Annotated in this window: 18 protein-coding genes and 1 tRNA gene; 7 read left to right on the top strand and 12 right to left on the bottom strand. The window is 64.6% G+C overall.

The genetic code is table 11. From position 1 onward, the window contains the following. Positions 1-54 precede the first annotated feature (54 nt). The 3 genes from J2W40_RS12260 to J2W40_RS12250 all read left to right on the top strand — a co-directional run bounded on the left by J2W40_RS12260 (position 55) and on the right by J2W40_RS12250 (position 2,722). Positions 55-816, top strand: a complete 762-nt coding sequence (locus J2W40_RS12260) for a TonB family protein (RefSeq protein WP_310225120.1) — start codon at positions 55-57, stop codon at positions 814-816. 14 nt (positions 817-830) lie between these two features. Continuing rightward, a complete protein-coding gene (locus J2W40_RS12255; protein WP_310225119.1) occupies positions 831-1,514 on the top strand; it encodes a Fe2+-dependent dioxygenase in 684 nt (227 codons plus the stop codon). Between the two features lie 407 nt (positions 1,515-1,921). Next, positions 1,922-2,722, top strand: a complete 801-nt coding sequence (locus J2W40_RS12250) for a hypothetical protein (protein ID WP_310225117.1) — start codon at positions 1,922-1,924, stop codon at positions 2,720-2,722. Positions 2,723-3,024: 302 nt separating this feature from the next. Here J2W40_RS12250 and J2W40_RS12245 read toward each other — a convergent pair whose 3' ends face one another. The 5 genes from J2W40_RS12245 to J2W40_RS12225 all read right to left on the bottom strand — a co-directional run bounded on the left by J2W40_RS12245 (position 3,025) and on the right by J2W40_RS12225 (position 6,952). Next, complete coding sequence (locus tag J2W40_RS12245) at positions 3,025-3,585, bottom strand: CxxCxxCC domain-containing protein (RefSeq protein ID WP_310225115.1); 561 nt, start codon at positions 3,583-3,585, stop codon at positions 3,025-3,027. A gap of 313 nt (positions 3,586-3,898) precedes the next feature. Continuing rightward, positions 3,899-4,768 (bottom strand): FAD:protein FMN transferase, encoded by an 870-nt coding sequence (locus J2W40_RS12240; protein WP_310225113.1) that lies wholly within the window; start codon positions 4,766-4,768, stop codon positions 3,899-3,901. 98 nt (positions 4,769-4,866) lie between these two features. Further along, positions 4,867-5,748, bottom strand: a complete 882-nt coding sequence (locus J2W40_RS12235; protein WP_310225111.1) for a DUF4198 domain-containing protein — start codon at positions 5,746-5,748, stop codon at positions 4,867-4,869. Between the two features lie 13 nt (positions 5,749-5,761). Continuing rightward, positions 5,762-6,295, bottom strand: coding sequence for a DUF2271 domain-containing protein (locus J2W40_RS12230; protein ID WP_310225109.1), 534 nt, complete (start codon positions 6,293-6,295; stop codon positions 5,762-5,764). Positions 6,296-6,307: 12 nt separating this feature from the next. Continuing rightward, entirely contained in the window at positions 6,308-6,952 is a 645-nt protein-coding gene (locus J2W40_RS12225; RefSeq protein WP_310225107.1) for a PepSY-associated TM helix domain-containing protein, read from the bottom strand. Positions 6,953-7,221: 269 nt separating this feature from the next. Between J2W40_RS12225 and J2W40_RS12220 the strand changes: the two genes are divergently transcribed. Further along, entirely contained in the window at positions 7,222-8,124 is a 903-nt protein-coding gene (locus tag J2W40_RS12220) for an MlaA family lipoprotein (protein ID WP_310225105.1), read from the top strand. 45 nt (positions 8,125-8,169) lie between these two features. Here J2W40_RS12220 and J2W40_RS12215 read toward each other — a convergent pair whose 3' ends face one another. Both J2W40_RS12215 and J2W40_RS12210 read right to left on the bottom strand, forming a co-directional pair. Continuing rightward, entirely contained in the window at positions 8,170-12,846 is a 4,677-nt protein-coding gene (locus J2W40_RS12215) for an NAD-glutamate dehydrogenase (RefSeq protein ID WP_310225103.1), read from the bottom strand. A 322-nt stretch (positions 12,847-13,168) separates the two neighbouring features. Continuing rightward, positions 13,169-14,476: a PAS domain-containing protein gene (locus tag J2W40_RS12210; protein ID WP_310225101.1), complete on the bottom strand. Its 1,308-nt coding sequence runs from the start codon at positions 14,474-14,476 to the stop codon at positions 13,169-13,171. A gap of 153 nt (positions 14,477-14,629) precedes the next feature. Between J2W40_RS12210 and J2W40_RS12205 the strand changes: the two genes are divergently transcribed. Beyond that, positions 14,630-14,705: transfer RNA gene (locus J2W40_RS12205), tRNA-Thr, on the top strand. A 175-nt stretch (positions 14,706-14,880) separates the two neighbouring features. Then, on the top strand, positions 14,881-15,204 hold the full coding sequence (locus tag J2W40_RS12200; protein WP_310225099.1) for a DUF6481 family protein: 324 nt from the start codon (positions 14,881-14,883) through the stop codon (positions 15,202-15,204). A 58-nt stretch (positions 15,205-15,262) separates the two neighbouring features. Here J2W40_RS12200 and J2W40_RS12195 read toward each other — a convergent pair whose 3' ends face one another. The 3 genes from J2W40_RS12195 to J2W40_RS12185 are packed head-to-tail and all read right to left on the bottom strand — an operon-like array spanning position 15,263 to position 16,366. Continuing rightward, positions 15,263-15,583: an HPF/RaiA family ribosome-associated protein gene (locus J2W40_RS12195; RefSeq protein WP_310225097.1), complete on the bottom strand. Its 321-nt coding sequence runs from the start codon at positions 15,581-15,583 to the stop codon at positions 15,263-15,265. Further along, complete coding sequence (locus J2W40_RS12190; protein WP_310225095.1) at positions 15,583-15,759, bottom strand: hypothetical protein; 177 nt, start codon at positions 15,757-15,759, stop codon at positions 15,583-15,585. Before J2W40_RS12190 ends, J2W40_RS12195 begins: the two co-directional genes overlap by 1 nt. Before the next feature lie 40 nt (positions 15,760-15,799). Then, positions 15,800-16,366, bottom strand: coding sequence for a DUF2062 domain-containing protein (locus J2W40_RS12185; RefSeq protein ID WP_310225093.1), 567 nt, complete (start codon positions 16,364-16,366; stop codon positions 15,800-15,802). Positions 16,367-16,518: 152 nt separating this feature from the next. Here J2W40_RS12185 and ligA point away from each other — a divergent pair, with 152 nt between their 5' ends. Continuing rightward, positions 16,519-18,750 carry an NAD-dependent DNA ligase LigA gene (ligA, locus tag J2W40_RS12180; protein WP_310225091.1) on the top strand — a complete coding sequence of 744 codons (2,232 nt, stop codon included), beginning with the start codon at positions 16,519-16,521 and terminating at the stop codon, positions 18,748-18,750. A gap of 311 nt (positions 18,751-19,061) precedes the next feature. Here ligA and J2W40_RS12175 read toward each other — a convergent pair whose 3' ends face one another. Together J2W40_RS12175 and J2W40_RS12170 are read right to left on the bottom strand one after the other, a co-directional pair. After that, positions 19,062-19,847: a phosphoadenylyl-sulfate reductase gene (locus J2W40_RS12175; RefSeq protein ID WP_310225089.1), complete on the bottom strand. Its 786-nt coding sequence runs from the start codon at positions 19,845-19,847 to the stop codon at positions 19,062-19,064. Further along, a complete protein-coding gene (locus J2W40_RS12170; protein WP_037476858.1) occupies positions 19,840-20,280 on the bottom strand; it encodes a DUF934 domain-containing protein in 441 nt (146 codons plus the stop codon). Before J2W40_RS12170 ends, J2W40_RS12175 begins: the two co-directional genes overlap by 8 nt. Positions 20,281-20,376 lie beyond the last annotated feature (96 nt).

Genomic DNA, 20,376 nt, shown 5'->3' with positions numbered 1-20,376 from the left:
ATTAGGCTTTACGGTATCGACACGTGAACCAAGGACGGGAAGGGAGGCGCTGTCATGTTGCATGCCGCAATTCGGCCGATGGACGATGATATCGTCATGCCTGACCCGCCGGGTGCGTCATGGGTTGCAGCCGTGGTGCCATCCACCCCCGCCATCGCACCGGACCGCTATGGTGCGCGGGCACGGCCGAATATCCTCGCCATCCTTGCCATTCTCTTTGTCCATATCCTGCTGATCGGGGCGCTGGTCCAGATGCGCAGTCATGTGTTGCGGGCGCAGGAAGCGAAATTGACGGTGGTGAACCTCTCTCCGCCACCGCCGCCACCCGCTGCGGAATCGCCACCCCCGCCACCTTCCGCGCCGCAAGTGGTCGCGCCGCCGCCGATCGTGCAGACTCCCGCGCCCATGCCGACGGTTCAGACAACGCCCGAACCAGTGCCCGTCTCGGTGCCCGCGCCCACCATGGCGGTGACGCCCGGCCCGGTCGCGCCTGTCGCCGCGCCGCCTGCGCCGCCCAGCATCGTCCAGGGTGGCGATCTGGGCGCGCAAATGGTGGCGGGCAAATCACCGCGCTACCCGATCGAAAGCCGTCGCAGGCGCGAGCAGGGCACGGTGCTGCTGACGCTGACGCTGGGCCTGGATGGGGCGGTCGAGACGGTTGCTGTCAGCCAGAGCAGCGGCTTTGCCCGGCTCGATGCCGCCGCGCGGGATGCGGTGAAGAACTGGCGCTGGAAACCGATGATCCGCGACGGGCAGCCGGTGCGGGTGCGCGGCGTCGTTGAAATTCCCTTCATCATCCGCACCGACGCTGCGTAACGGATTTTTCGCTTATGTTGATCGCTATTCCCGACCTGCTCGATGCGGCAGGCGTTGCCGCCATCCGGGCGCTGATCGACCCGACGGACTGGGTGGATGGCAATGTGACGTCGGGCCACCAATCGGCACTCGCCAAGCGCAACCTGCAATTGCCCGAAGACTCGCCCGCCGCGCAGCAGGCGGGGCAGGCCATCCTCGATGCGCTCGGCCGCTCGCCGCTGTTTATCGCCGCCGCCCTGCCGCTCAAGATTTTTCCGCCCTTGTTCAACAGCTATGCGGGCGGGCAGGCCTTTGGCGTGCATGTCGACAATGCGGTGCGGATTCAGGCGGGAACGGGTTTTCGTGTGCGATCCGACCTGTCGATGACGGTGTTTCTGGAAGCGCCCGACGCCTATGATGGCGGCGAATTGACGATCGAAACGCATTTCGGGGTGCAGCAGGTGAAGCTGCCTGCGGGCCATGCGGTGCTTTATCCCTCCTCCTCGCTGCATCGGGTCGAGCCGGTGACGCGGGGGCGGCGGGTGGCGAGCTTCTTCTGGCTGCAATCCATGATCCGCGACGATGCGGCGCGGCAGATGCTGTTCGACCTCGACCGCAGCGTGCAGGGCGTCGCGGCCGCGCTGGGCCAGGGCCATGACGAAGTGATCCGGCTGACGGGTGTCTATCACAATCTGCTGCGCCGCTGGGCCGACGCCTGAGGGGCGTTTCGGGCGGGCGGGACGCGCCAGGTGGGTCACAGCGCGAAGTTCACACCGTCGTCGGGCGATTGCACAGCGATTTGCGCCAATCGTATCGCCGAAGCGGTCGCGACGTACCGGGTGCGTACCATCGACGCGACAGTGACGCGGCACACATGCGCCACCTACGCGACGGTGACGCGGCGCGGATGGCGAGCGGATAGGAAGAATGTACGGGGCCGCGTGCGTCATCCCTCAGGATAGACCAGAGAAAATCCTACATTGGAAGGGGCGCTAGGTTTAGGCTGACGAAGGAGGAGTGGCAGGGAACGACCATTTACAGCCATCCGCGACCCTGGTTGCAGACGTTCATTGGAGATTGTTGGGTTCAACCTTCGTTCACCGGGTTCAGGCGCGCGGGAAACAGGTTGCTGCATTTCGGACAGGCTGCCATCAACCAAAAATTATGGGTGGGGGCACGAGTGAAAAAACTGTTAGCAATCATATGTCTTTGCCTCGCTGCCTGCACCCAACAGGGATGGATCGACAGTTTATCCACGCAACAGGAGCAGGCGTTCGTTCTTGATATCGCTGAAAGGCTTCGTGCTGGACAGATTGATCAAATTTCCCAAGGAGCAGAGCCGGAACTGCGACGGCAACTGCCGACCTACATAAAGCAGGTCATGCCAATGCTCGAGCCTGTTCGTGGTACTTTCGGATTGCAGACGGTCAATGTGTTTAACCCTAGCGGTGGTCCCACGACTAAAACCTTCATCCTCCAAGGCGGGTCAAACGATCACTGGGCGATAGTCAGCGTCGTGTTGCGGGGATCGGGCAAATCGATGCAACTCGCAGGGCTTAACGTCACGCCGTTTCGCAGTGATCCGTCTAAGTTGGACGATTTTGAAATCCGTAAGCGCGGTTTCATGGGCTATTTGTGGTTGGCGGCAATGCTAGCGAGCATCAGCATGTGCCTTTGGGCAACCATCCTCATATGGCGACGTCGGTGGCTGCGCCGCAGGTGGCTGTGGACCTTAGGCAGCCTTTTCGGTTTCGCTGGTTTCGGCCTGAATTGGTCGACAGGAGCATGGGCGATCCTTTTCGTGAATGTTTCTTTTCTCGGAGCGCAAGCGACCAAGATGGGGCCTTATGCACCTTGGATTCTGAGCTTTGGTATCCCTGTGGTGGCGTTGATTGTCATTGTACGGTGGTATCGCGGTGACCACTAAGCGGATGTTCGCAGTCCTAGCTGCCAATTAGCAAGCGCTCGGCAAGGGAATGTCCGCTAAACTCCTGTCTATTCCGCGAAGCAGTCCGTCGCCTAACTACCCTTACCGTCACCCCAGCGAAAGCTGGGGTCTCAGGAGATAGCGCGATGGCGTTGCGACCAGTGCGAAGCCCCATGGTTCCACGCCTCCGCCTGAGATGCCAGCGTTCGCTGGCATGACGGTTAATATGTGTACCCGCTTTTGCAGGACTATGTGCAGCTACCGACCGCTCGCCCCCACCCAAATGCGTAGATCACCTGCGACTACCCCTTGGTCGCGAACGCGCTGTATCGGTTACGCCAGGCGGCCACTTCTTCCTTCAAATGACCCGGCGCCGGGCCTGCTGACAGGACGAGGGCGGCAACTTCGTTGTCCGGGTGCATCAGCATCTTCTTCGACCCGTCGCTGAACCATACGGGTATCAGTTGGTCGCACAGGGCGTCGAGGATGGTGGCGGCCATGCCATTGGTGATCGCGTCGCTGCCCGGCTCCATGCGGACCATGATCGAGACGCCTTCGAAGCAGTTGCGCGGTTCGCGGACGAAATCGAGCGACACCAGGATGCCGGATCGGTCCGGGCGCGCCGCATCGGGGAGGCGCGCGACCCTGCGCCAGGCGCAAAACCAGGTCCGGCAGATGTGCGGGCGTTCGGCATGAACGCTGCACCCCTGCGCGCCCAAGTGGACGCAGGGGATGCCGGGCGGCTTCTGGAAATCAGGCGTGTCCACCGTGAGGATGGTGCAGCAGGCCGTGCAATCGCCGCAGGCGCGATTCGGCAGGACTGGCCCCAGCAGGGTGGTTTCCAGATCAGTCTCTGATTGCATCCGGGCCGGGGTGCCTCGGCTGTGCCGGGAATGCAAGCGGGATGCGTTCGTGTGACGCGACTTGCGGAGGTGATGAACCCCTCGCCCAGCTTCGACTACAGCCGGATGACTTGAAGCCGGATCGTCATTGCGAGCGCAGCGAAGCAATCCATCGGCACCACAATGGATTGCTTCGCTGCGCTCGCAATGACGAAAAGGGGTAGCCTCAAGTCATCCGGCTCTAGGCAGCAAGCTGCCAGTCTGCGCAGTCCTCTCCCCGCCGGGGAGAGGGGTAATTCATCAGCCCGCAAACCTTACCTAGCGCGGTGCGTGATCACTCCAGCATCGCGGCCAGTTTCGGCGTCATATATTCCTGCGCGCCGGTGTCGGTGCGTAGGACCAGGCGGGCGGGCAGGGCGTGGCGGGTGGCGAGCGCCATGCCCTTGGACGGGCCGAGGATGGTGATGGCGGTGGCCCAGGCGTCGGCGTGCATCGCGCTGTCGTGCAGGACGGTGACCGAGGCGACGCCGGTTGCGATGGGGGTGCCGCTGGCCGGGTCGATGCTGTGCGAGAGGCGGCGGCCATCTTCCAGGCGGTAGCGGCGATAGTCGCCAGATGTGGCGACCGACAGGCCGGACAGGGCGACGCGCAGGACCGGGATTGCGAGGTCCGGGGGCGATTCGACATCGACCCACCAGGGCTGGATGTCGGGCTTGATGCCTTCGCCGCGCAGTTCGCCGCCGATTTCGATGAGGAAGTTGGCGAGGCCCATGGCGCGCAGGCGGGCGGCGACGGCATCGACGGCGAAGCCCTTGGCGATGCCGGAGAAGTCGAGCGCTACGGGCGCGTGGCGACGGGCCTGTTCGCCGTCGATCTCGATTGCCTGCCAGCGCGGTGTGGATGGCGCGGCATCGGGGCGGGGGAGGATGGCGGGGCCGAAGCCCCATTGGTCGACCGGATGGCCGATGGCAGGATCGAACGCGCCGTCCGACAGCCGGGCCATCGCGAGGCCTGCGCGCAGGACGGTCAGCATGTCGGCGGGGAGCGGCATCCAGGTGCCGACGGGCGCGCGGTTGAAGCGGCTGATGACCGAGTCCGGCTCCCAATTGCTCATCTGCGCGATGATGCGGGCCAGCACGGCTTCGATCTCCGCCGTGCAGTCAGCGGGCGGATCGACGATATGGGCCGACCAACTGGTGCCCATGGTCGGGCCGCCGAGCGTCGTGACGCGGCCCGCCCGCTGTCGCCCGACGAACAGGTCGGGCGACAGGCCGGGCGGGATGGCGATGCGGATGCCGGTCGTCAGGGGGCCAGCACTTCCAGCGTCGAGACATAGGCGGCGCGGCGCTGCGGCGGGCCAGCGGGACGCGTCGGGGGGGTGGGCGCTGCGCCGGGGGCACCTGCGCCTGGGCCGCCCATGCCGCCGGGGCCGCCTTCGCGCCCGCCGCCGATGCTGGCGTTCACCCAGTACATGCCGGGTTCCGGCCAGGTGACGACGACCTTGCCATCCTTGTCGGCGGTCAGGTCCATCTGGCCCAGCGCGTCGCGATAGCGGATGCCGCCGGGGATGACGGTGACCTTGAGGTCGGCCGCAGGCTTGCCGTCGAGCAGGAACTGGAAGGTCGCCGCTTCGCCCGACACCAGATCATTGGGATGGGTGACGGGGACCATTTCGATGCCGGTGCCGGTGGGTTTGAAGATGGTCGTGGTCGGCGCGCCCAATGTCACGAAAATCTCATTGCGGTTCGACATTTCGGCGGTCTGCACATCGGTCGCGCCAGCCGGGATGACGCTGGCCAGCTTGTCCTTGGTCGTGCCGCGCGGCAGGCGTTCCTGTTTGCCGTTCAGCCTATAACTGCCCATCACGCCGGTCGAGACATTGGCGATGCGATAGGTGCCGGGCTTGGTCAGATGCACGTCGAAGGTCGAGCGATAGCGGCCCTTGGCCGCGTTTTCGATCTTGCCGGTGCTGCCGTCCGGTTCGGTCACGGCGATGCCGTCGGTCGGCATCGGGAAATGTTCGAAGTAGAAAACGTCATTGGAGATGGCGGCGTCCACCGTCACCCAGCTGTCGTCGCCCGACAGTGTTGTGGAGGATGGCAGCATCCATTGGCGATGGGCCTGCGCGGTTGCGGGCAGCATCAGGGCGGCAAGCGCGCCCGCGATCAGATATGTGGCTTTCATGGTCCAGTCCCCTTTATTTGCCGAAGGTGAGGGCGACGGCGCCCAGTTCAGTGCTGCCCTGCGCCTTGACGGTCGCGCCGGGCTTTGGCGGCCAGACGAAGGGCAGGCGGACGACTTCGCGGCCGCCGACTTCGCGCGCGGCTTCGATGAAGAGCGTGTAGTTGCCGGGACCAAGGCTCCCAAGCGGGCCTTTGCCTGCGGTGAAGCTGAGCTTATGGTCGCCGGGTGCCTTGGTCGCGCCGGTGACGCCATCGGCGGGGAGTTTGAGCGCGCGGCCGGAGGCGCGCCACCATTGGCGCACGTCGCGCAGCCATTTGGTGCCCTCGCCATTCTTCATGTCATAATCATACCAGACCGACAGGCTGCGCGGGGCCGCGCCCTCCTTTTCGATCCAGATGGCGACATAGGGGCGGTGATATTCGGCGACCGAGAGGCGCGGAATGGCGACCGACAGATTGAGCGTCTGTGCGGTGGCGGGTGCGGCGACCGTAGCCGCCGCGCCGAGGGCAGCCGTGCCGGTCAGGGCCAGGCGGTAGCGGATCTGCATGGATAGTCCCCCTTAATGAATGAAGATGATGGCGAGGATGGCGGGCAGGGCGAGGCCCGCGGCGACCAGCGGCCAGGTGGAAGGCCGCTTCTTGGCATGAAGCTGGAGCAGGACGAGGCCGGTCAGCGCGAACAGGAAGCAGGCGACCGAGAAAATGTCGATGAACCATTTCCACACGGTCCCGGCATTGCGGCCCTTGTGCAGGTCATTGAGGTAGCTGATCCAGCCACGGCTGGTCGCTTCGCTGGTGACGGTGCCGTCGGTGCGGTCGATCGAGACCCAGCCGTCGCCGCCGGGGCGGGGCAGGGCGAGGTAGATTTCATCGGCAGACCATTCCGCCTCGCCGGTGCCGCGCTGGCCCACGGCCTGCTCGATCCAGGCGGCGACGGGGGCGGGCAGGGGTTTCTTGGCGTCGGGCTGATCGTCGGGCGCGATCTGGGCGCGCAGGTTGGCGGGCAGGGTCGCCGCTTTTTCGACCGTCTGCGGCGATCCTTCGATATCGGCGGCGTGGTTGAGCGTGATGCCGGTGAAGGCGAAGAGCAGCAGGCCGATGAGGCTGATCGCCGAGCTGACCCAATGCCAGGTGTGCAATTGCTTGAGCCAGAACGCCTTGGCGCTCTTTTTCTTTTGCGAAGGGATGCGGGCGGTTCCGTGCATCGGGATGGGGACTGGTCCTGCTGAGATGAGGATGATCGCATATCGCGAACGACTCTCAATTGCAAACGAGTCGCAGGAAGAAAGTGTAACAAAGTGTGGCAGCAGCGCCGCAGGTCAGTCAGTTGCATATTGAGACTATTGACCTGTCGCTACGGCGCGCCTAGCTGCTTGACCGACGGCATACGGAAGAACGATCACCGAGACGTCGTGGTTTGGGGTCGGCTCCGCTCATGGGAGAGCGAGTAAGCGCCGTTATCAGGGAAAATATTATGCTGCTGTCGGGCGTCGCCGCAGGAATGATGATGATCGGGACGCAGGCCGGGGCCGCGCCGCAATTGCCGGTCGAGCCGGTGGTGGAAACGGTGCCGGCCGCGCCGCCTGCGCAGCCGGAGGATGAGGTCCAGGATATCGTCGTAACCGGCGACCGCACGCCGCCCAGGGGCGATCCGCTGGAACAGCTCAACGCCCAGAGCTTCGAGGCCGTGCAGTCGGTGGACAAGAATGTCGTCGGCCCGGTGGCCAAGGCCTATAATAAGGGCCTGCCGCGTCCGGCGCGCAAGGGATTGCGCAACTTCTTTTCCAATCTGCAAGAGCCGGTGGTGTTTGCGGCCTATCTGCTGCAACTCAAGCCCGGCAAGGCGGCGGAGACGGCGGGGCGGTTCGCGATCAATTCGACGCTGGGCTTTGTCGGCCTGTTCGACGTGGCCAAGCGCAAGCCCTTCCATCTGCCCTATCGGCCCAATGGCCTGGCCAATACGCTGGGTTTTTACGGGGTCGGGCCGGGGCCATATATGTATCTGCCGGTGATCGGGCCGACGACGCTGCGTGATCTCGTCGGCTATGGCGTCGATGGCATCGTGACGCCCTTCGTGCTGGGCAAGCCGTTCAACCAGGCGGCCTATGTCATTCCCGCCAACATCCTGCGCCAATTGGGTGAACGCGCCGCATTCGACGAACGGATCACCGATATCCGGGCGCAGGAAGACCCCTATGGCACCTATCGCGACCTGTATCTCAAGCAGCGCAAGGCGGAGATTGAGGCGCTGCACGGGCGCGTGAGCGATGAGCCGGTCGTGCCGATGTATGGGCCGGGCCTGGGCGTGCCGCGCAAGGCTAAGGATGCCAGTGGGGTGCCCGATAGCGCGCCGCTGCCGGAAACAGCCCCGGAATGATCGACGGGGTCATGTCCGCCTTGCGGCCATGACCCCGTCATCGGTTCAGCGTCCCAGCAGGCCGCGCGCCTGGCCCGCAATCTCCGCGAGCATCGCGACATTGGGGCTGGCGGCGGCCTTGGCACGCTGGACCAGGGTGCGGAACTGGCGGACGCGGTCGCCCTTCTTCTGCAGCCAGCTTTCGACATGGGCGGCAACGTCGCTGGCGTCGCAATTCGCCGTGCATTGCGCCAGGAAGTCGAGCCGGACCTGTTGCATGTCGCGGGCGACGCCGGAGATGAGCAGCCGTTCCCACGGATCGGTCGGTTCCATGCGGGCGGCGGCGGACTGGACCCAGTCGATGCCGACCGCTTCGCCCAGATGGGTGAAGGCGCGGGTCAAGGCGACTTCGCTCACCTCCATCCGCCGGGCGAGCGCGGCAATGCCGACGGCACCGTCAAGTTTGAACAGGCCAGCGGCGCGATGGACGAGGGTTTCCGGCGCGCCGAGGCCAAGCAGGCGATCGGTCACGGCCTGGGTGCGCCGTTGCGCCTCGCAGGTGAGCAGATCGTCGACCTGCGCAGCGAGGCTGTCAACGCCCGTGGACAGAAGATCGAGGCCAGCGGTTGGCAGCGTGCCCGAAGGCAGGCTGCGCAGAATATCGGCAATCTGCGCCCGCATACCGCCCGCAATGTCGCCGAACAGGGCGAGGCGGGCATCCTCCGACATATGCGCCGCGTCAATATCCGCCCAGAGCGTGCGGATATCGTAGAGCCGCTCTGCAATGAGGAAGGCGCTGGCGAGGTCGGCGAGCGAGCAGCCCTCTTCCTCGGCCAGTTCGAACGGATGGATGATGCCCAGGCGATTGACGATGCGGTTGGCGACCTTGGTCGCGATAATCTCCTTGCGCAGGGCATGGGCGGCGATCGCATCGGCTTCCTGATCCTGCATCGCCGGGGGGAAGGCCGCCATCAATTCGGTGTCCATGCCCGGATCGCTGGCGAGGTCGCCATGTTCGATCGCGTCCTGCAAGGCCAGCTTGGCGGTCGAGAGCAAAACGGCAAGTTCGGGACGGGTGAAGCCCTGGCCATCCTGTCCGCGCCGCAACAACTGATCATTGGCGGCCAGCCCCTCAACAGCGCGGTCGAGCCGCCCTGTTTCCTCGAATGTTTCGATCAGCCGCACATAGCTGGCGAGGTCGGCTGCACCGCCACTTTCCGCGATCGAGAGGCCAAGCGCCTGCAGCCGGTTATCCTCCAGCACCAGGTCGCCGACCGCGTTGGTCATGCTTTCCAGCAGGGCGTTGCGTGCTTCGAAGGACAGCCGCTCTTCGGCCATTTCCTTGTTCAGCGCGATCTTGATATTGACTTCATTATCCGAGCAATCGACGCCCGCGCTATTGTCGATGAAGTCGGTGTTGATGCGTCCGCCATTGAGGGAATAGGCAATGCGACCGGCCTGGGTGATGCCCAGATTAGCCCCTTCGCCCACCACCTTGACGCGCAATTGTTCGGCATTGACGCGCAGGCGGTCGTTGGCGGGATCGCCCACGTCGCTGTGGCTCTGGGCCGTCGCCTTGACATAGGTGCCGATGCCGCCGAACCACAGGAGGTCGGCGGGTGCCTTGAGAATGGCGGAGATGAGCGCGCCCGGCTCCATCTCGGTTTCGGTCACGCCAAGGATCTGCTGGATTTCCGGGGTCAGCGGGATACGCTTGAGCGCGCGGGAAAAGACGCCGCCGCCCTGCGAAATGAGCGCCTTGTCATAATCCTCCCAGCTCGACCGGGGCAGTTGGAACAGCCGGTTGCGCTCTTCCCAGCTTTTGGCGGGATCGGGCGCGGGGTCGAAGAAGATGTGGCGATGATCGAAGGCGGCGACCAGCTTGATGGCTTTCGACAGCAACATGCCATTGCCGAACACATCGCCCGACATGTCGCCGCAACCGACGACGGTGACGGACTCGCTTTGGACATCGACGCCCATCTCGGCGAAGTGGCGCTGGACCGAGAGCCATGCGCCGCGCGCGGTGATGCCCATCGCCTTATGGTCGTACCCATTGGAACCGCCGCTGGCGAAAGCGTCGCCCAGCCAGAATTTGCGGTCGAGCGCGATGGCGTTCGCGACATCGGAGAAGGTCGCCGTGCCCTTGTCGGCCGCAACGACGAAATAGGGATCGTCGCCATCGCGCACGACCACTTTGGTCGGGTGGCGGACATGGTCATTGACGATATTGTCGGTGACCGACAGCAGCGCGCGGATGAAGATGCGATAGCTTTCCGTGCCTTCGGCGAGCCAGGCGTCGCGATCGACCTGCGGGTTGGGCAGATGTTTGGGGTAGAAGCCGCCCTTCGCGCCCGTTGGCACGATGACGGCATTCTTGACGCGCTGCGCCTTCATCAGGCCCAATATCTCGGTGCGGAAATCGTCGCGTCGGTCGGACCAGCGCAGCCCGCCGCGCGCGACCGGACCCGCGCGCAGATGAATGCCCTCGACGCGCGGCGAATAGACCCAGATTTCGCGCCAGGGGAGCGGGGCGGGGAGGCCGGGAATCTGGGCGCTGTCGAGCTTGAATGCCAGCGCTTCGGTGGCGGCATCGCTGTAGAAATTGGTGCGCAGCGTCGCGGTGATGACGGCGCGCAGCAGGCGCAGCACGCGATCCTCGTCAATCGCGGTGACGGCTTCGAGACCGGCGTCGATTTCCGCCTGGGCAGCGGCGATCCGCTCTTCCGCGCCATCGCGGCCGACCGGGTCGTGCAAGGCCTGGAACAGATTGGCCAAGCTGGCGGTGACCCCCTGCGCGCGGCGCAGCGTGTCGGCAAAGGTGGCCATGCCATAAGCCATGCCGGTCTGGCGCAGATAGCGGAACAGCGCGCGGAACAGGACGACCGAGCGCGGGGCGAGCGCGGCGGTGACGATCAGTTCGTTGAACCGATCATTTTCCGCGCGCCCTTCCAGCACCTGGGCAATGGCTTCGGTGACAATGGTTGCGCGGTCCACGACGGCCTGCGCATCGCCGCCTGCGGGCAGTTCCAGCACGAAGCGCTGGACATTGCCCAGCTTGCCGCCATCCAGCGCCGTCGTCATTTCCTCGATCACGCGGAAGCCGAAATTCTCGAATGCCGGGACGACTTCGGACAGCGCAATGCCATGATGGCTGTAGAGTTTGAGCCGCAGCCGTTCGGCGCAATCTTCGGGATTGCGATAGATGCGGATCGACTTGTCACCCGGCCCCGACAGGCCGTGGATCAGGCGAATGTCGATCGCCGCTTCATCAGGCCCTGCGCCATTACGATAGACCATGGGGAATCCGCCCGCATAGCGTTGCGCCAGCGCGGCGGCGCGACCGGCATCCTCGGTCTTGGCCAGCGCTTCCTCGACGGCCGGTGCCCAGCCGCGCACCATCTGCTTGAGGTGGCGATCCAGCAGCGTGTCGTCGGGAATGATGCCGCCTTCGCGCAGGTCGAGCGTGATGCGCAGCAAAGCGAGGCCGCCTTCTTCCAGCGCGATCGACCAGCTCAGCACCGGCGCATTGGCGGCCATGGAAAGCATTTCCTGCACGGAAAAACGGCGCGCGGTCGAGACTTCGTCACGCGGCAGCCAGACGAAGGCGTAGAGATGGCGGGCGAGCGGGCTGCTCGCCAGCGCAAGCTTTGGCCGGGGGCGATCGGTCAGCGACATGAAGGTCAGCGCCAGCCGCTCCAGCGTGTCGCGATCGAAGCCGATGAGGATGTCGTGGGGCAGGGCGGTCAGGGCATGGACCAGCGTCTTGCCGGCATGACCCTGCGGGTCGAAATCGAACTTGTCCATCAGCGCGGACAGGGCAGAACGCAGCACCGGCACCTTGTCGGGCGTCGCCGACAGGCCCGAACTGGTCCACATGCCCGCATGAATGGACAGCGCCTTGACCTCCTTGCCCTCCCGCACGGGCACGATGACGAGATCGAGCAGCACCAGGCGATGCACGCGCGACAGGCGGTTGGACTTGATGATGAGCGGGTTGCGCTTGCCCTCCTCGAACCAGGTGAAGGCGGCTTCGAGCGAGGCGGGGGCGATCAGTGGCTTGTCATTGCGCGAGCAGATACCGCTTTGTGCGCTCCGGCTGCCGTCGCGGTGAATGACTTCGTGGCCGGTCAGGGTGAAATGGCGCGCGAGGAACCAGCGCAGCAGCGCCGCGCCTTCTTCATCGGGGACCGCGTCGGCATCGGCCTGCATCGCCGCCTGCATCGGTGCCCAGTCAGCGACGGCGGCGCGCACATCGGCCAGCGTTTCGGCCAGCGCCTTTTCGAGCGCGCGGCGGGCCTTCGCGTCGGCCCGGTCCGCCTCGATATAAATCATCGATTCGCGGCGGGCGCCAGGCGCATCATCGTCCAGGATCGCGGCGAGCGCGCCGTCGCCGTCGCGGGTGATGGACAGGATGGGATGGAGCAGCCGGTGGATGGTGATGTCGGCGGCGGCCAGCGCATTGGCGATCGAATCGACCAGGAAGGGCATGTCGTCATTGACGAGGGCGATCCGCATATAGCGGCCGGTCGCGCCTTCCCCCAATGTTTCGATGGCGATGACCGGCTGTCCCGGCTGGCGCGCATGGGCGGTGCGGCCGACGAACGTAGCGGCGGCGGTCAGCGCCGCTTCATCAAAGCCTTCCCGCTCGCCCGGCAGCGCGCCGCGCGCCAGCGCCGTTTCCAGCGCCTGACGGATACCCGTATCGACTTCCTTGGTCTTCGCGTCAGCCAGCGTCGTCATTCGCTACCTCTCACCAGCGGGTGCATTCCCGCTTTCATGGAACGGAGGAGAGGCTGGACGCCGCCATGCGACTCCCCGGCTTTAAGATCGCCTATATGCCTCCGCCTTGAAGGAGGCTCAACCCAGGCTATGGAATAAAGTTTCTGAAAATTGAAATAATATGATGATGTGTCATCCGGTCCGCCGCTTCATATCGACACGAGACTATCGGCCCGGCGCACTGGCATGTCGAGGCGGTTCCGCCATGGGGCGAAACTATTTTCGTGCGAGTTGAGGCGAGTAAGCGCGCGACTATGCCGTCTCGTCCGGTCGGGCTGCCAGATCAGCGCGCGGCGGCGACGATGACTTTCTGGCCGAGATCGGAATCCTGCGGCAGCGCCGCGACCAGGGCGAGTGAGCCGTCGGCTTCGCGCCGGGCGATGACGACGGCCAGGCCATCGGCATCCGTGGCGATGGCGTCGGCGGGCAATGCGCTCGCCGCCTGCATCGCGATGCGGGCCTTCTGGCGGCGGTCGGGGAGCGGCGGCGCTTCGGCGCGGCGCAGGGCGCGTTCATCGCGGACCAGGGCCTTGAGGCCGCCTGTATAATGGGAGAGATAGTCGGCAAGCGACCCGACCCCCAGGCCCGTCGCCCAGCCATGATCGAGCGCGGTCGCATATTCAGTGATCCGCGTCTTGTCGTAGCCTGCGCCAAAGACCAGCTTGATGATCGCGGTCATCGGGCTGCGCGCCTGCACCTTGAGGCCGTAATCCGCCAGCAGTGCGGCATAATCGTCCGGGCGGGCCTTTGCCACCAAGGCGAAATCATAGGCGAGGCCGATCGCGCGATAGAGGGCGGCATGGCTGCGCGCTTCGCTGACGCGAACCCGCTCCGCGCCATCACGGGCGAGCGCCAGCCAGTCGGCGAGCGGCGCTTCTTCGTCGGGCGCTTCCATGCCGGCCAGGTCGAGCGGTTCATCCTCCGCTTCTGCCTGCGTGGGCGCGCGCTCTGGCGTGGCATCAGCGGACGGGCCATCGGCCCAGATCGCCGTCGTCGGGCCAGCCAGTGGTGCCGCGCGCAATGCTGCGCTGACTTCCTCTTCCAGCGCGGCGCGCATCTGGCGGTTTGCCAGCTCTTTCCAGTTGATGACGCCAAAGACGAAATCAATCGTCTCGTCATCGGACGAAAAGGGCATTAATATGCCGCGATATAATATATCGGCGCCGCGCTGGTTGACGAATTCGGCCTCGAAGCCGATCGGCGCGGCATTGGCGATGATCTGGAGATAATGGTCGGTCAGCCGCGACACGAGCGAGCGGGCGGGGACATCGTCAATATAGGTGATCGCGCCTTCGATTTCGCACTCCTGCCGCAAGGCCGTGCCGAGATAGACGACGGACGGATTGTCCAGCCCCGTGCTGAAATCGAGCAGGATGCTGTAGGGTCCGAAATCGTCCAGTTCGTCAGGCGACAGATCCTCGATCGAGGGAAGCGCGCGATCGCCCAGCAGTGAGGCCCAATAATTATAGGCGCGCACCTGCATCCGCCGCTCGTCGGACACCACCGTCAGCGGCGCGTCAATGGCGGCATCGTCGCTATGGTTGACGTCGTCCCGGTCGTTGGCGACATCAAGCCCCCATAGAGTATCCATTCGGCCTGTCCCTAAAACAGATAAAAGCGCTTCATCTGGGACTCGACAGTGGCAGCGGATGGTAAATTTGGCGTGAAGATGTGGGCGGATATGCGCTTTCGATGAAAAGCCCGCTTGTCCTGCGCCCCAACCGCTGTTATCTGCCCGCCGCAAGCCGCTTTAGCTCAGTTGGTAGAGCATCGCATTCGTAATGCGGGGGTCACAGGTTCGAGTCCTGTAAGCGGCACCAGTCCTTTGGTCTTGATGGCCAGGATATTCCCTGTGGAAGCGCGTAGATATGGGCCCCGCGTGGATTTTTCCAGGCGGTCGCGCCTTGGGGCATGAGAGGTGCGGGACCGCAATCTCGGCTCGATTTTTGCCGGATGACGGGCGGCATCACGCTATTGACAGGATGAAGCGAATTTATGCGAGGATATAGGGAACCCGGTTTTCAGGACAGGGTCGCCGCCGCCAAGGACGCCAAGACCAAGGCGCTGGAAAAATTGCGTGCCAAGCCGCCAGTCGACGAGGCGGAGCAGGCCGAAAAGCTGGCCAAGCGTCTGGAGAAGGAAGCGGCTGCACGGGAGCGCCGCGAAGCCACCCTGCGCGCGCGACAGGAGGCCGATCTCGCCCGGAAAGCGGAACGCGAGCAGGCGGCCGTTGCGGCCAAGCCGGCCCCTGTCGCGAGCGAGGCCGAGCGTAAGGCAGCGCGGGACGCGCGCTACGCCGCACGCAAGGCGCGCAAATAAGACGGAATCAAAAAAGGCGGCGGGCTATGGATGGCCGCCGCCTTTTCTTGCGGACCTGTCAGCTACTGTGACGCTGCTTGCCGAATGTCGTGTCGAGACGCGACGTCACCTTTGACAGGGCGCCGGTAACGGCCTCTTCGACGCGGCGCGCACGATGCGACGCAGAAAGCGGCTGTTGACCCGCCGGACGCACTTCGATCATGGCTTCCAGGCCGTCTTCGGTCTGCGTGTCCGGTCCGTCATGATCGCGCAAATGCACTTCGACGCGCGTAAGGCGCGATGCGAAGCGGTCCAGGCGCTCACGCACCCTGGTTTCCGTGTCGCCGATCGCGTCAGCCCCGATCTTTACGGCATTATCGCTGTTAACCTGAACCTGCATCAACGTACCTTCCTGCTGCGTTCCAGAACGGGGCGATGGCCTTCTGCGTTGAAGGCACCATCGACCGGGGCGTTAGGGTTTACGCCGCGAATGGCACCTTCATTTGGCGTGTCGGTCTGGTGCCGCAGATATTCGCGCTGATCCTCCGGCGTGGGTTTATGCTTTTCGTCGGCCATTAGCGCTTCTCCTCATGATGGTACATGAAGAGCTAACGGGTCAGACCGAAGGTGGTTCCTGATGGATGGTTGGTCGCGTCACAGCCCGATCAGTGCCGCCGCGCCGCCGCCATCGCCAGATGAGCGAGACGCGCCATGCCAGATGCACGGCCGCGAAAGCCAGAATGCTCGACAGGGTCGCAAACACCAGCAGTCCGACGAAGGTGGAAAGCGACGTCGCGCTGAGCGATGTCCAGATGCCCGTGGGCTGCGCGGCCGCTATGGTCTGTGCCGCCCTGGCACCGCCGACAAGATCCAGCAGGAAAGTGCCGGTGCGATAGGCCGCATAATAAATGGGGGGGAAGGTCAGTGGGTTGGTGATCAGCGTTGCCGCGCTGGCGATCAATATATTGGCGCGGATGGACGCGGCGAACAGCACGGCCAGAATGATCTGGCCAATGGGAAGAATGAATCCCACGAACAGGCCCAAGGCCAGCCCGCGCGCGATGCTGCGCCGGTTGAATTGCCAGATCGTGGCCGGAGCCAGGCGGGATGCGACGGGCGCAAGCCAGCGGCTCTTTAGCAGCACGTCCCTGTCGGGCGCCCGTTCGATGAACCATTTCCGCATGTGACGTCCATATACTCTATCGCGGGAAAGCAACCAGCTTTTCATAGCAAGGCGGACCTTGCTCTTTGCTTAAATCTTCTGCCGTCGCCTTTGGCGATTGTGGACAAGCTTCACTCTTCCGCACGGGCTGCCAAGGCGGCTATGGAGGGGGCATGATCGACCTTGAGACCCTTTCCGACGCCGATGCCGCCAACCGCCTGATGCGCTTGGCGCGCGAGGTGGCGAAGCATAATCGGCTCTATCATGACGCGGATGCGCCGGAGATTAGCGATGCGGCCTATGATGCGCTGATTGCCGAGAATAACGCCCTTGAAGCGGCGTTTCCGCATCTGGTGCGGGCTGATTCGCCCAATGCCCAGGTCGGGGCTGCGCCAACGTCGACGCTCAAGAAAGTGGCGCATGCGCAGCGGATGATGAGCCTCGATAATGGCTTTGCGGATGCGGATATCGGCGAATTTATCGCGCGGGTGCGGCGCTTTCTGGCGTTGGCGGAGGATGCGCCGGTGGCGCTGACGGCCGAGCCGAAGATTGACGGCCTGTCCTGCTCGTTGCGGTACGAGAAGGGCGAACTGGTGCTGGCCGCGACGCGGGGCGATGGGACGACAGGCGAGGATGTGACCGCCAACGTCCGCACAATCCCTGATATTCCTCAAAAACTTTCACCCCTCCCCTTCAGGGGAGGGGCCGGGGGTGGGGGCTTGCCCCCCAAGCTTCTCCAGGAGGATGGCCCCCACCCCAACCCCTCCCCTAAAGGGGAGGGGCTTTATGCCGTGCCCGACCTGTTCGAGGTGCGAGGCGAGGTCTATATGGCCAAGGCGGATTTTACCGCGCTCAACGCCCGGCTGATGGCTGAGGCGGACGAGCCGGAGAAGGCGCGGCAGTTTGCCAATCCGCGCAATGCCGCGGCTGGGTCTCTGCGGCAGAAGGATGCGAGCGTGACCGCCAGCCGTCCCTTGCGTTTCCTCGCCCATGGCTGGGGCGCGCATAGCGATTTGCCCGCCGACACGCAGCTTGGCGTGATGCAGGCGATTGCGGCCTGGGGATTGCCGGTGTCTGACATGCTGGTGCGGGTCGAGACGCTTGAGGCGCTGCTGGCTCATTATCGCGGGATCGAGCGGGCGCGGGCGGACCTGCCGTTCGATATTGACGGGGTGGTGTATAAGGTCGACCGGCTCGATTGGCAGCAGCGGCTGGGCTTTGTGGCGAAAGCGCCGCGCTGGGCGATCGCCCATAAATTCCCGGCCGAACGGGCGCAGACGACGCTGGAGGCGATCGATATCCAGGTCGGGCGCACCGGCAAACTGACGCCGGTGGGGCGGCTGACCCCGGTGACGGTCGGCGGCGTGGTGGTGTCCAATGTGACGCTGCACAATGCCGACGAGATTGCGCGGCTGGGGGTGCGGCCGGGCGACCGGGTCGTGGTGCAGCGGGCGGGCGACGTCATCCCGCAGGTGGTCGAAAATCTGAGCCGCGACGAGGCGCGCGACCCCTATATCTTCCTGGCCCAATGTCCGATCTGCCAGAGCGAGGCGGTGCGCGAGGAGGGCGAGGTCGATTATCGCTGCACGGGCGGACTGATCTGCCCGGCGCAGCGGTTCGAGCGGTTGCGCCATTTCGTCAGTCGCGTGGCGCTGGACATCGAGGGGCTGGGCGAGAAGTCGATTCAGGAGTTTCTGGATCTGGGCTGGATCACCGAACCGGCCGATATTTTTCGCCTGAAACGCCATCGCGCCGAGCTGGTCGGCCGCGAGGGGTGGAAGGAAAAGTCGGTCGACAATCTGCTCGCCGCGATCGAGGCGAAGCGCGCGCCCGATGCTGCGCGGCTGCTGTTCGGGCTGGGCATCCGCCATGTTGGCGCGGTCACGGCGCGCGATTTGTTGAAGCGCTACACGACGCTGGAAGCGGTGCGCGCGCTGGCGCAGGAAATTATGGCGCTGCGCGCGGCGGCACCGGAAGGCGAGACGCAGGCCAAGCGCGACAAGGCGATTGCCGAACATATCGGGGTGGAAAATGTCGGCGCGGCGGTGGGCCATGCGCTCGCCGATTTCTTCCATGAACCGCATAATGTGACGGCTTGGGAGGATCTGCTGAGCGAAGTGTCGCCGCCGCCTTATGTGGTGGAAACCACCGCCAGCGCGGTGACGGGCAAGACGATCGTGTTCACCGGCAAGCTAGAGACGATGAGCCGCGACGAGGCCAAGGCGCAGGCCGAGCGACTGGGGGCCAAGGCGGCGGGATCGGTCAGTGCCAAGACGGACCTGGTGGTCGCGGGGCCGGGGGCGGGGAGCAAGCTCAAACAGGCGAGCGCGTTGGGGATCGAAGTGATCAGCGAGGAGGCCTGGGCGGAGATTGTCCGGGCGGCGGGTAATACCATCGCGCCATAAGGCTGACTTATGCGCGTTGTTCCCCGGCGAAGGCCGGGGTCCAGTTCTGACCGTGGGACTGGACCCCGGCCTTCGCCGGGGAACAACAAGCTATAAGTTCCCGTCAATGCACTTTGGTATCAGGCCGCCATCTTCCGGCGGGTGCTGATATGGTGGGCGAACGGCTGAGCGGTCATCTGGGGTTTGCTATTGTTCACGCGGAGGCGCGGAGACGCGGAGATTTTCTGTTCGGCCTTCGGCCGGTGTGAGGGCAACGGTTGCCTTTATCGCCCCTTTCTCCGCGTCATCGCGTCTCCGCGTGACTCAAAAGGTCAGAATACCGGCATGTTCGCCGGGTCTTCCGGGTCGACCACGGGGATGGGGGTGACGGGCGAGTGGATGCCGCATTCGACCTTATCCCAACCGCGCCAGCGGCCTGCGCGCGGGTCTTCGCCGGGCAGGACTTTGGACGTGCAGGGTTCGCAGCCGATCGAGAGATAGCCTTGCGCCTCCAGCGGGTGGCGGGGCAGGGCGTGGTCGGCGAAATAGGCCTCCAGATCATCCTTGGTCCAGTCGCCCAGCGGGTTGATCTTGAGCCGGCCGTCTTCGACCTCGAAACGGGGCAGGTTCTGCCGGGTGACCGACTGGAACGCCTTGCGCCCGGAAATCCAGGCATCAAGGCCGTCCTTGGCGCGCTTCAATGGTTCGACCTTGCGGATTTCGCAGCAGCCGTCGGGATCATAGGACCAGCGCAGGCCGGTTTCATCCTTCTTGGCGATCACTTCGGCGATCGGCGTCACGGTGCGGCTGTCGGTGAAGCCGAAGGCGTCCATCAGCGTGTCGCGATAGGTAAGCGTTTCGGCGAACATCTTGAGCGTGTCGACGAAGATCACTGGCACGGTCGGGTCGGCTTGCGCCACCAGATGCAGCAGCACGGCGCTTTCGGTGCCGAAGGAAGAGACGACCGCGACATTCCCGGCCAGCCCTTCGGCAAAGACGGTCTTGAGCATGTCCAGCGTGCCCACACCCTCGAACCGCGCGTTGAGTGCGTCCGCATCCGCCTGAACGAAGGCGGGGCGAGTGTCGATGATGTCGAGCGTGCGGGCGGCTTCAGCCATTTTGTGTCTCCGGGTGCCGCTTGGCCCAAATGGGCGCGCGACCGTCGATCGTCTTTTGATAGACGTCTGCATAGCGGGTGAGCGCACGATCGACGGCGGCATCGTCGAGCGCCTTGGCCGGGTGGAAGCTGTCGAAGCCGCAGCGGCGCATGGCGACGATCTGATCCACCAGCACGTCGCCCACGGCGCGCAATTCGCCCTGATAGCCCGCCTCGCGCAGGATGCGCGCCGCCGAATAGCCGCGCCCGTCGCCAAAGCCGGGGAAATTCACTTCGACCAGCGAGATGCGGTCGAGGTGCGGCAGCAATTCGCGGGCGTCTTCGCCCGGTTCAATGCGGACGGCGGTGGCGTTGGACTGGCCGGTGAAGGCTTCGACCGTCACGGCGGGTTCCTGCGTGGATTCGCCGTCGCGGAAGGAGAGAAATTCAACCACGACGAAAACCTCCGTTCGTTTCGAGCGCAGTCGAGAAACGAGAAGCGCGCCCTAGCCGTGTCTCGACTGCGCTCGACACGAACGGCTGTTGTGTAT

The organism is Sphingobium xenophagum (assembly GCF_031457465.1).
Classification (GTDB): domain Bacteria; phylum Pseudomonadota; class Alphaproteobacteria; order Sphingomonadales; family Sphingomonadaceae; genus Sphingobium; species Sphingobium xenophagum_A.
Note: the sequence above shows the minus strand (reverse complement) of the source record. Positions and strands in the feature narration are given on the sequence as shown.

Coding starts and splice junctions, on each gene's coding strand:
- J2W40_RS12260 (WP_310225120.1), top strand. CDS start 55: ATGTTGCATGCCGCAATTCGGCCGATGGACGATGATATCGTCATGCCT.
- J2W40_RS12255 (WP_310225119.1), top strand. CDS start 831: ATGTTGATCGCTATTCCCGACCTGCTCGATGCGGCAGGCGTTGCCGCC.
- J2W40_RS12245 (WP_310225115.1), bottom strand. CDS start 3,585: ATGCAATCAGAGACTGATCTGGAAACCACCCTGCTGGGGCCAGTCCTG.
- J2W40_RS12240 (WP_310225113.1), bottom strand. CDS start 4,768: ATGGGCACCAGTTGGTCGGCCCATATCGTCGATCCGCCCGCTGACTGC.
- J2W40_RS12235 (WP_310225111.1), bottom strand. CDS start 5,748: ATGAAAGCCACATATCTGATCGCGGGCGCGCTTGCCGCCCTGATGCTG.
- J2W40_RS12230 (WP_310225109.1), bottom strand. CDS start 6,295: ATGCAGATCCGCTACCGCCTGGCCCTGACCGGCACGGCTGCCCTCGGC.
- J2W40_RS12225 (WP_310225107.1), bottom strand. CDS start 6,952: ATGCACGGAACCGCCCGCATCCCTTCGCAAAAGAAAAAGAGCGCCAAG.
- J2W40_RS12220 (WP_310225105.1), top strand. CDS start 7,222: ATGCTGCTGTCGGGCGTCGCCGCAGGAATGATGATGATCGGGACGCAG.
- J2W40_RS12215 (WP_310225103.1), bottom strand. CDS start 12,846: ATGACGACGCTGGCTGACGCGAAGACCAAGGAAGTCGATACGGGTATC.
- J2W40_RS12210 (WP_310225101.1), bottom strand. CDS start 14,476: ATGGATACTCTATGGGGGCTTGATGTCGCCAACGACCGGGACGACGTC.
- J2W40_RS12200 (WP_310225099.1), top strand. CDS start 14,881: ATGCGAGGATATAGGGAACCCGGTTTTCAGGACAGGGTCGCCGCCGCC.
- J2W40_RS12195 (WP_310225097.1), bottom strand. CDS start 15,583: ATGCAGGTTCAGGTTAACAGCGATAATGCCGTAAAGATCGGGGCTGAC.
- J2W40_RS12190 (WP_310225095.1), bottom strand. CDS start 15,759: ATGGCCGACGAAAAGCATAAACCCACGCCGGAGGATCAGCGCGAATAT.
- J2W40_RS12185 (WP_310225093.1), bottom strand. CDS start 16,366: ATGCGGAAATGGTTCATCGAACGGGCGCCCGACAGGGACGTGCTGCTA.
- ligA (WP_310225091.1), top strand. CDS start 16,519: ATGATCGACCTTGAGACCCTTTCCGACGCCGATGCCGCCAACCGCCTG.
- J2W40_RS12175 (WP_310225089.1), bottom strand. CDS start 19,847: ATGGCTGAAGCCGCCCGCACGCTCGACATCATCGACACTCGCCCCGCC.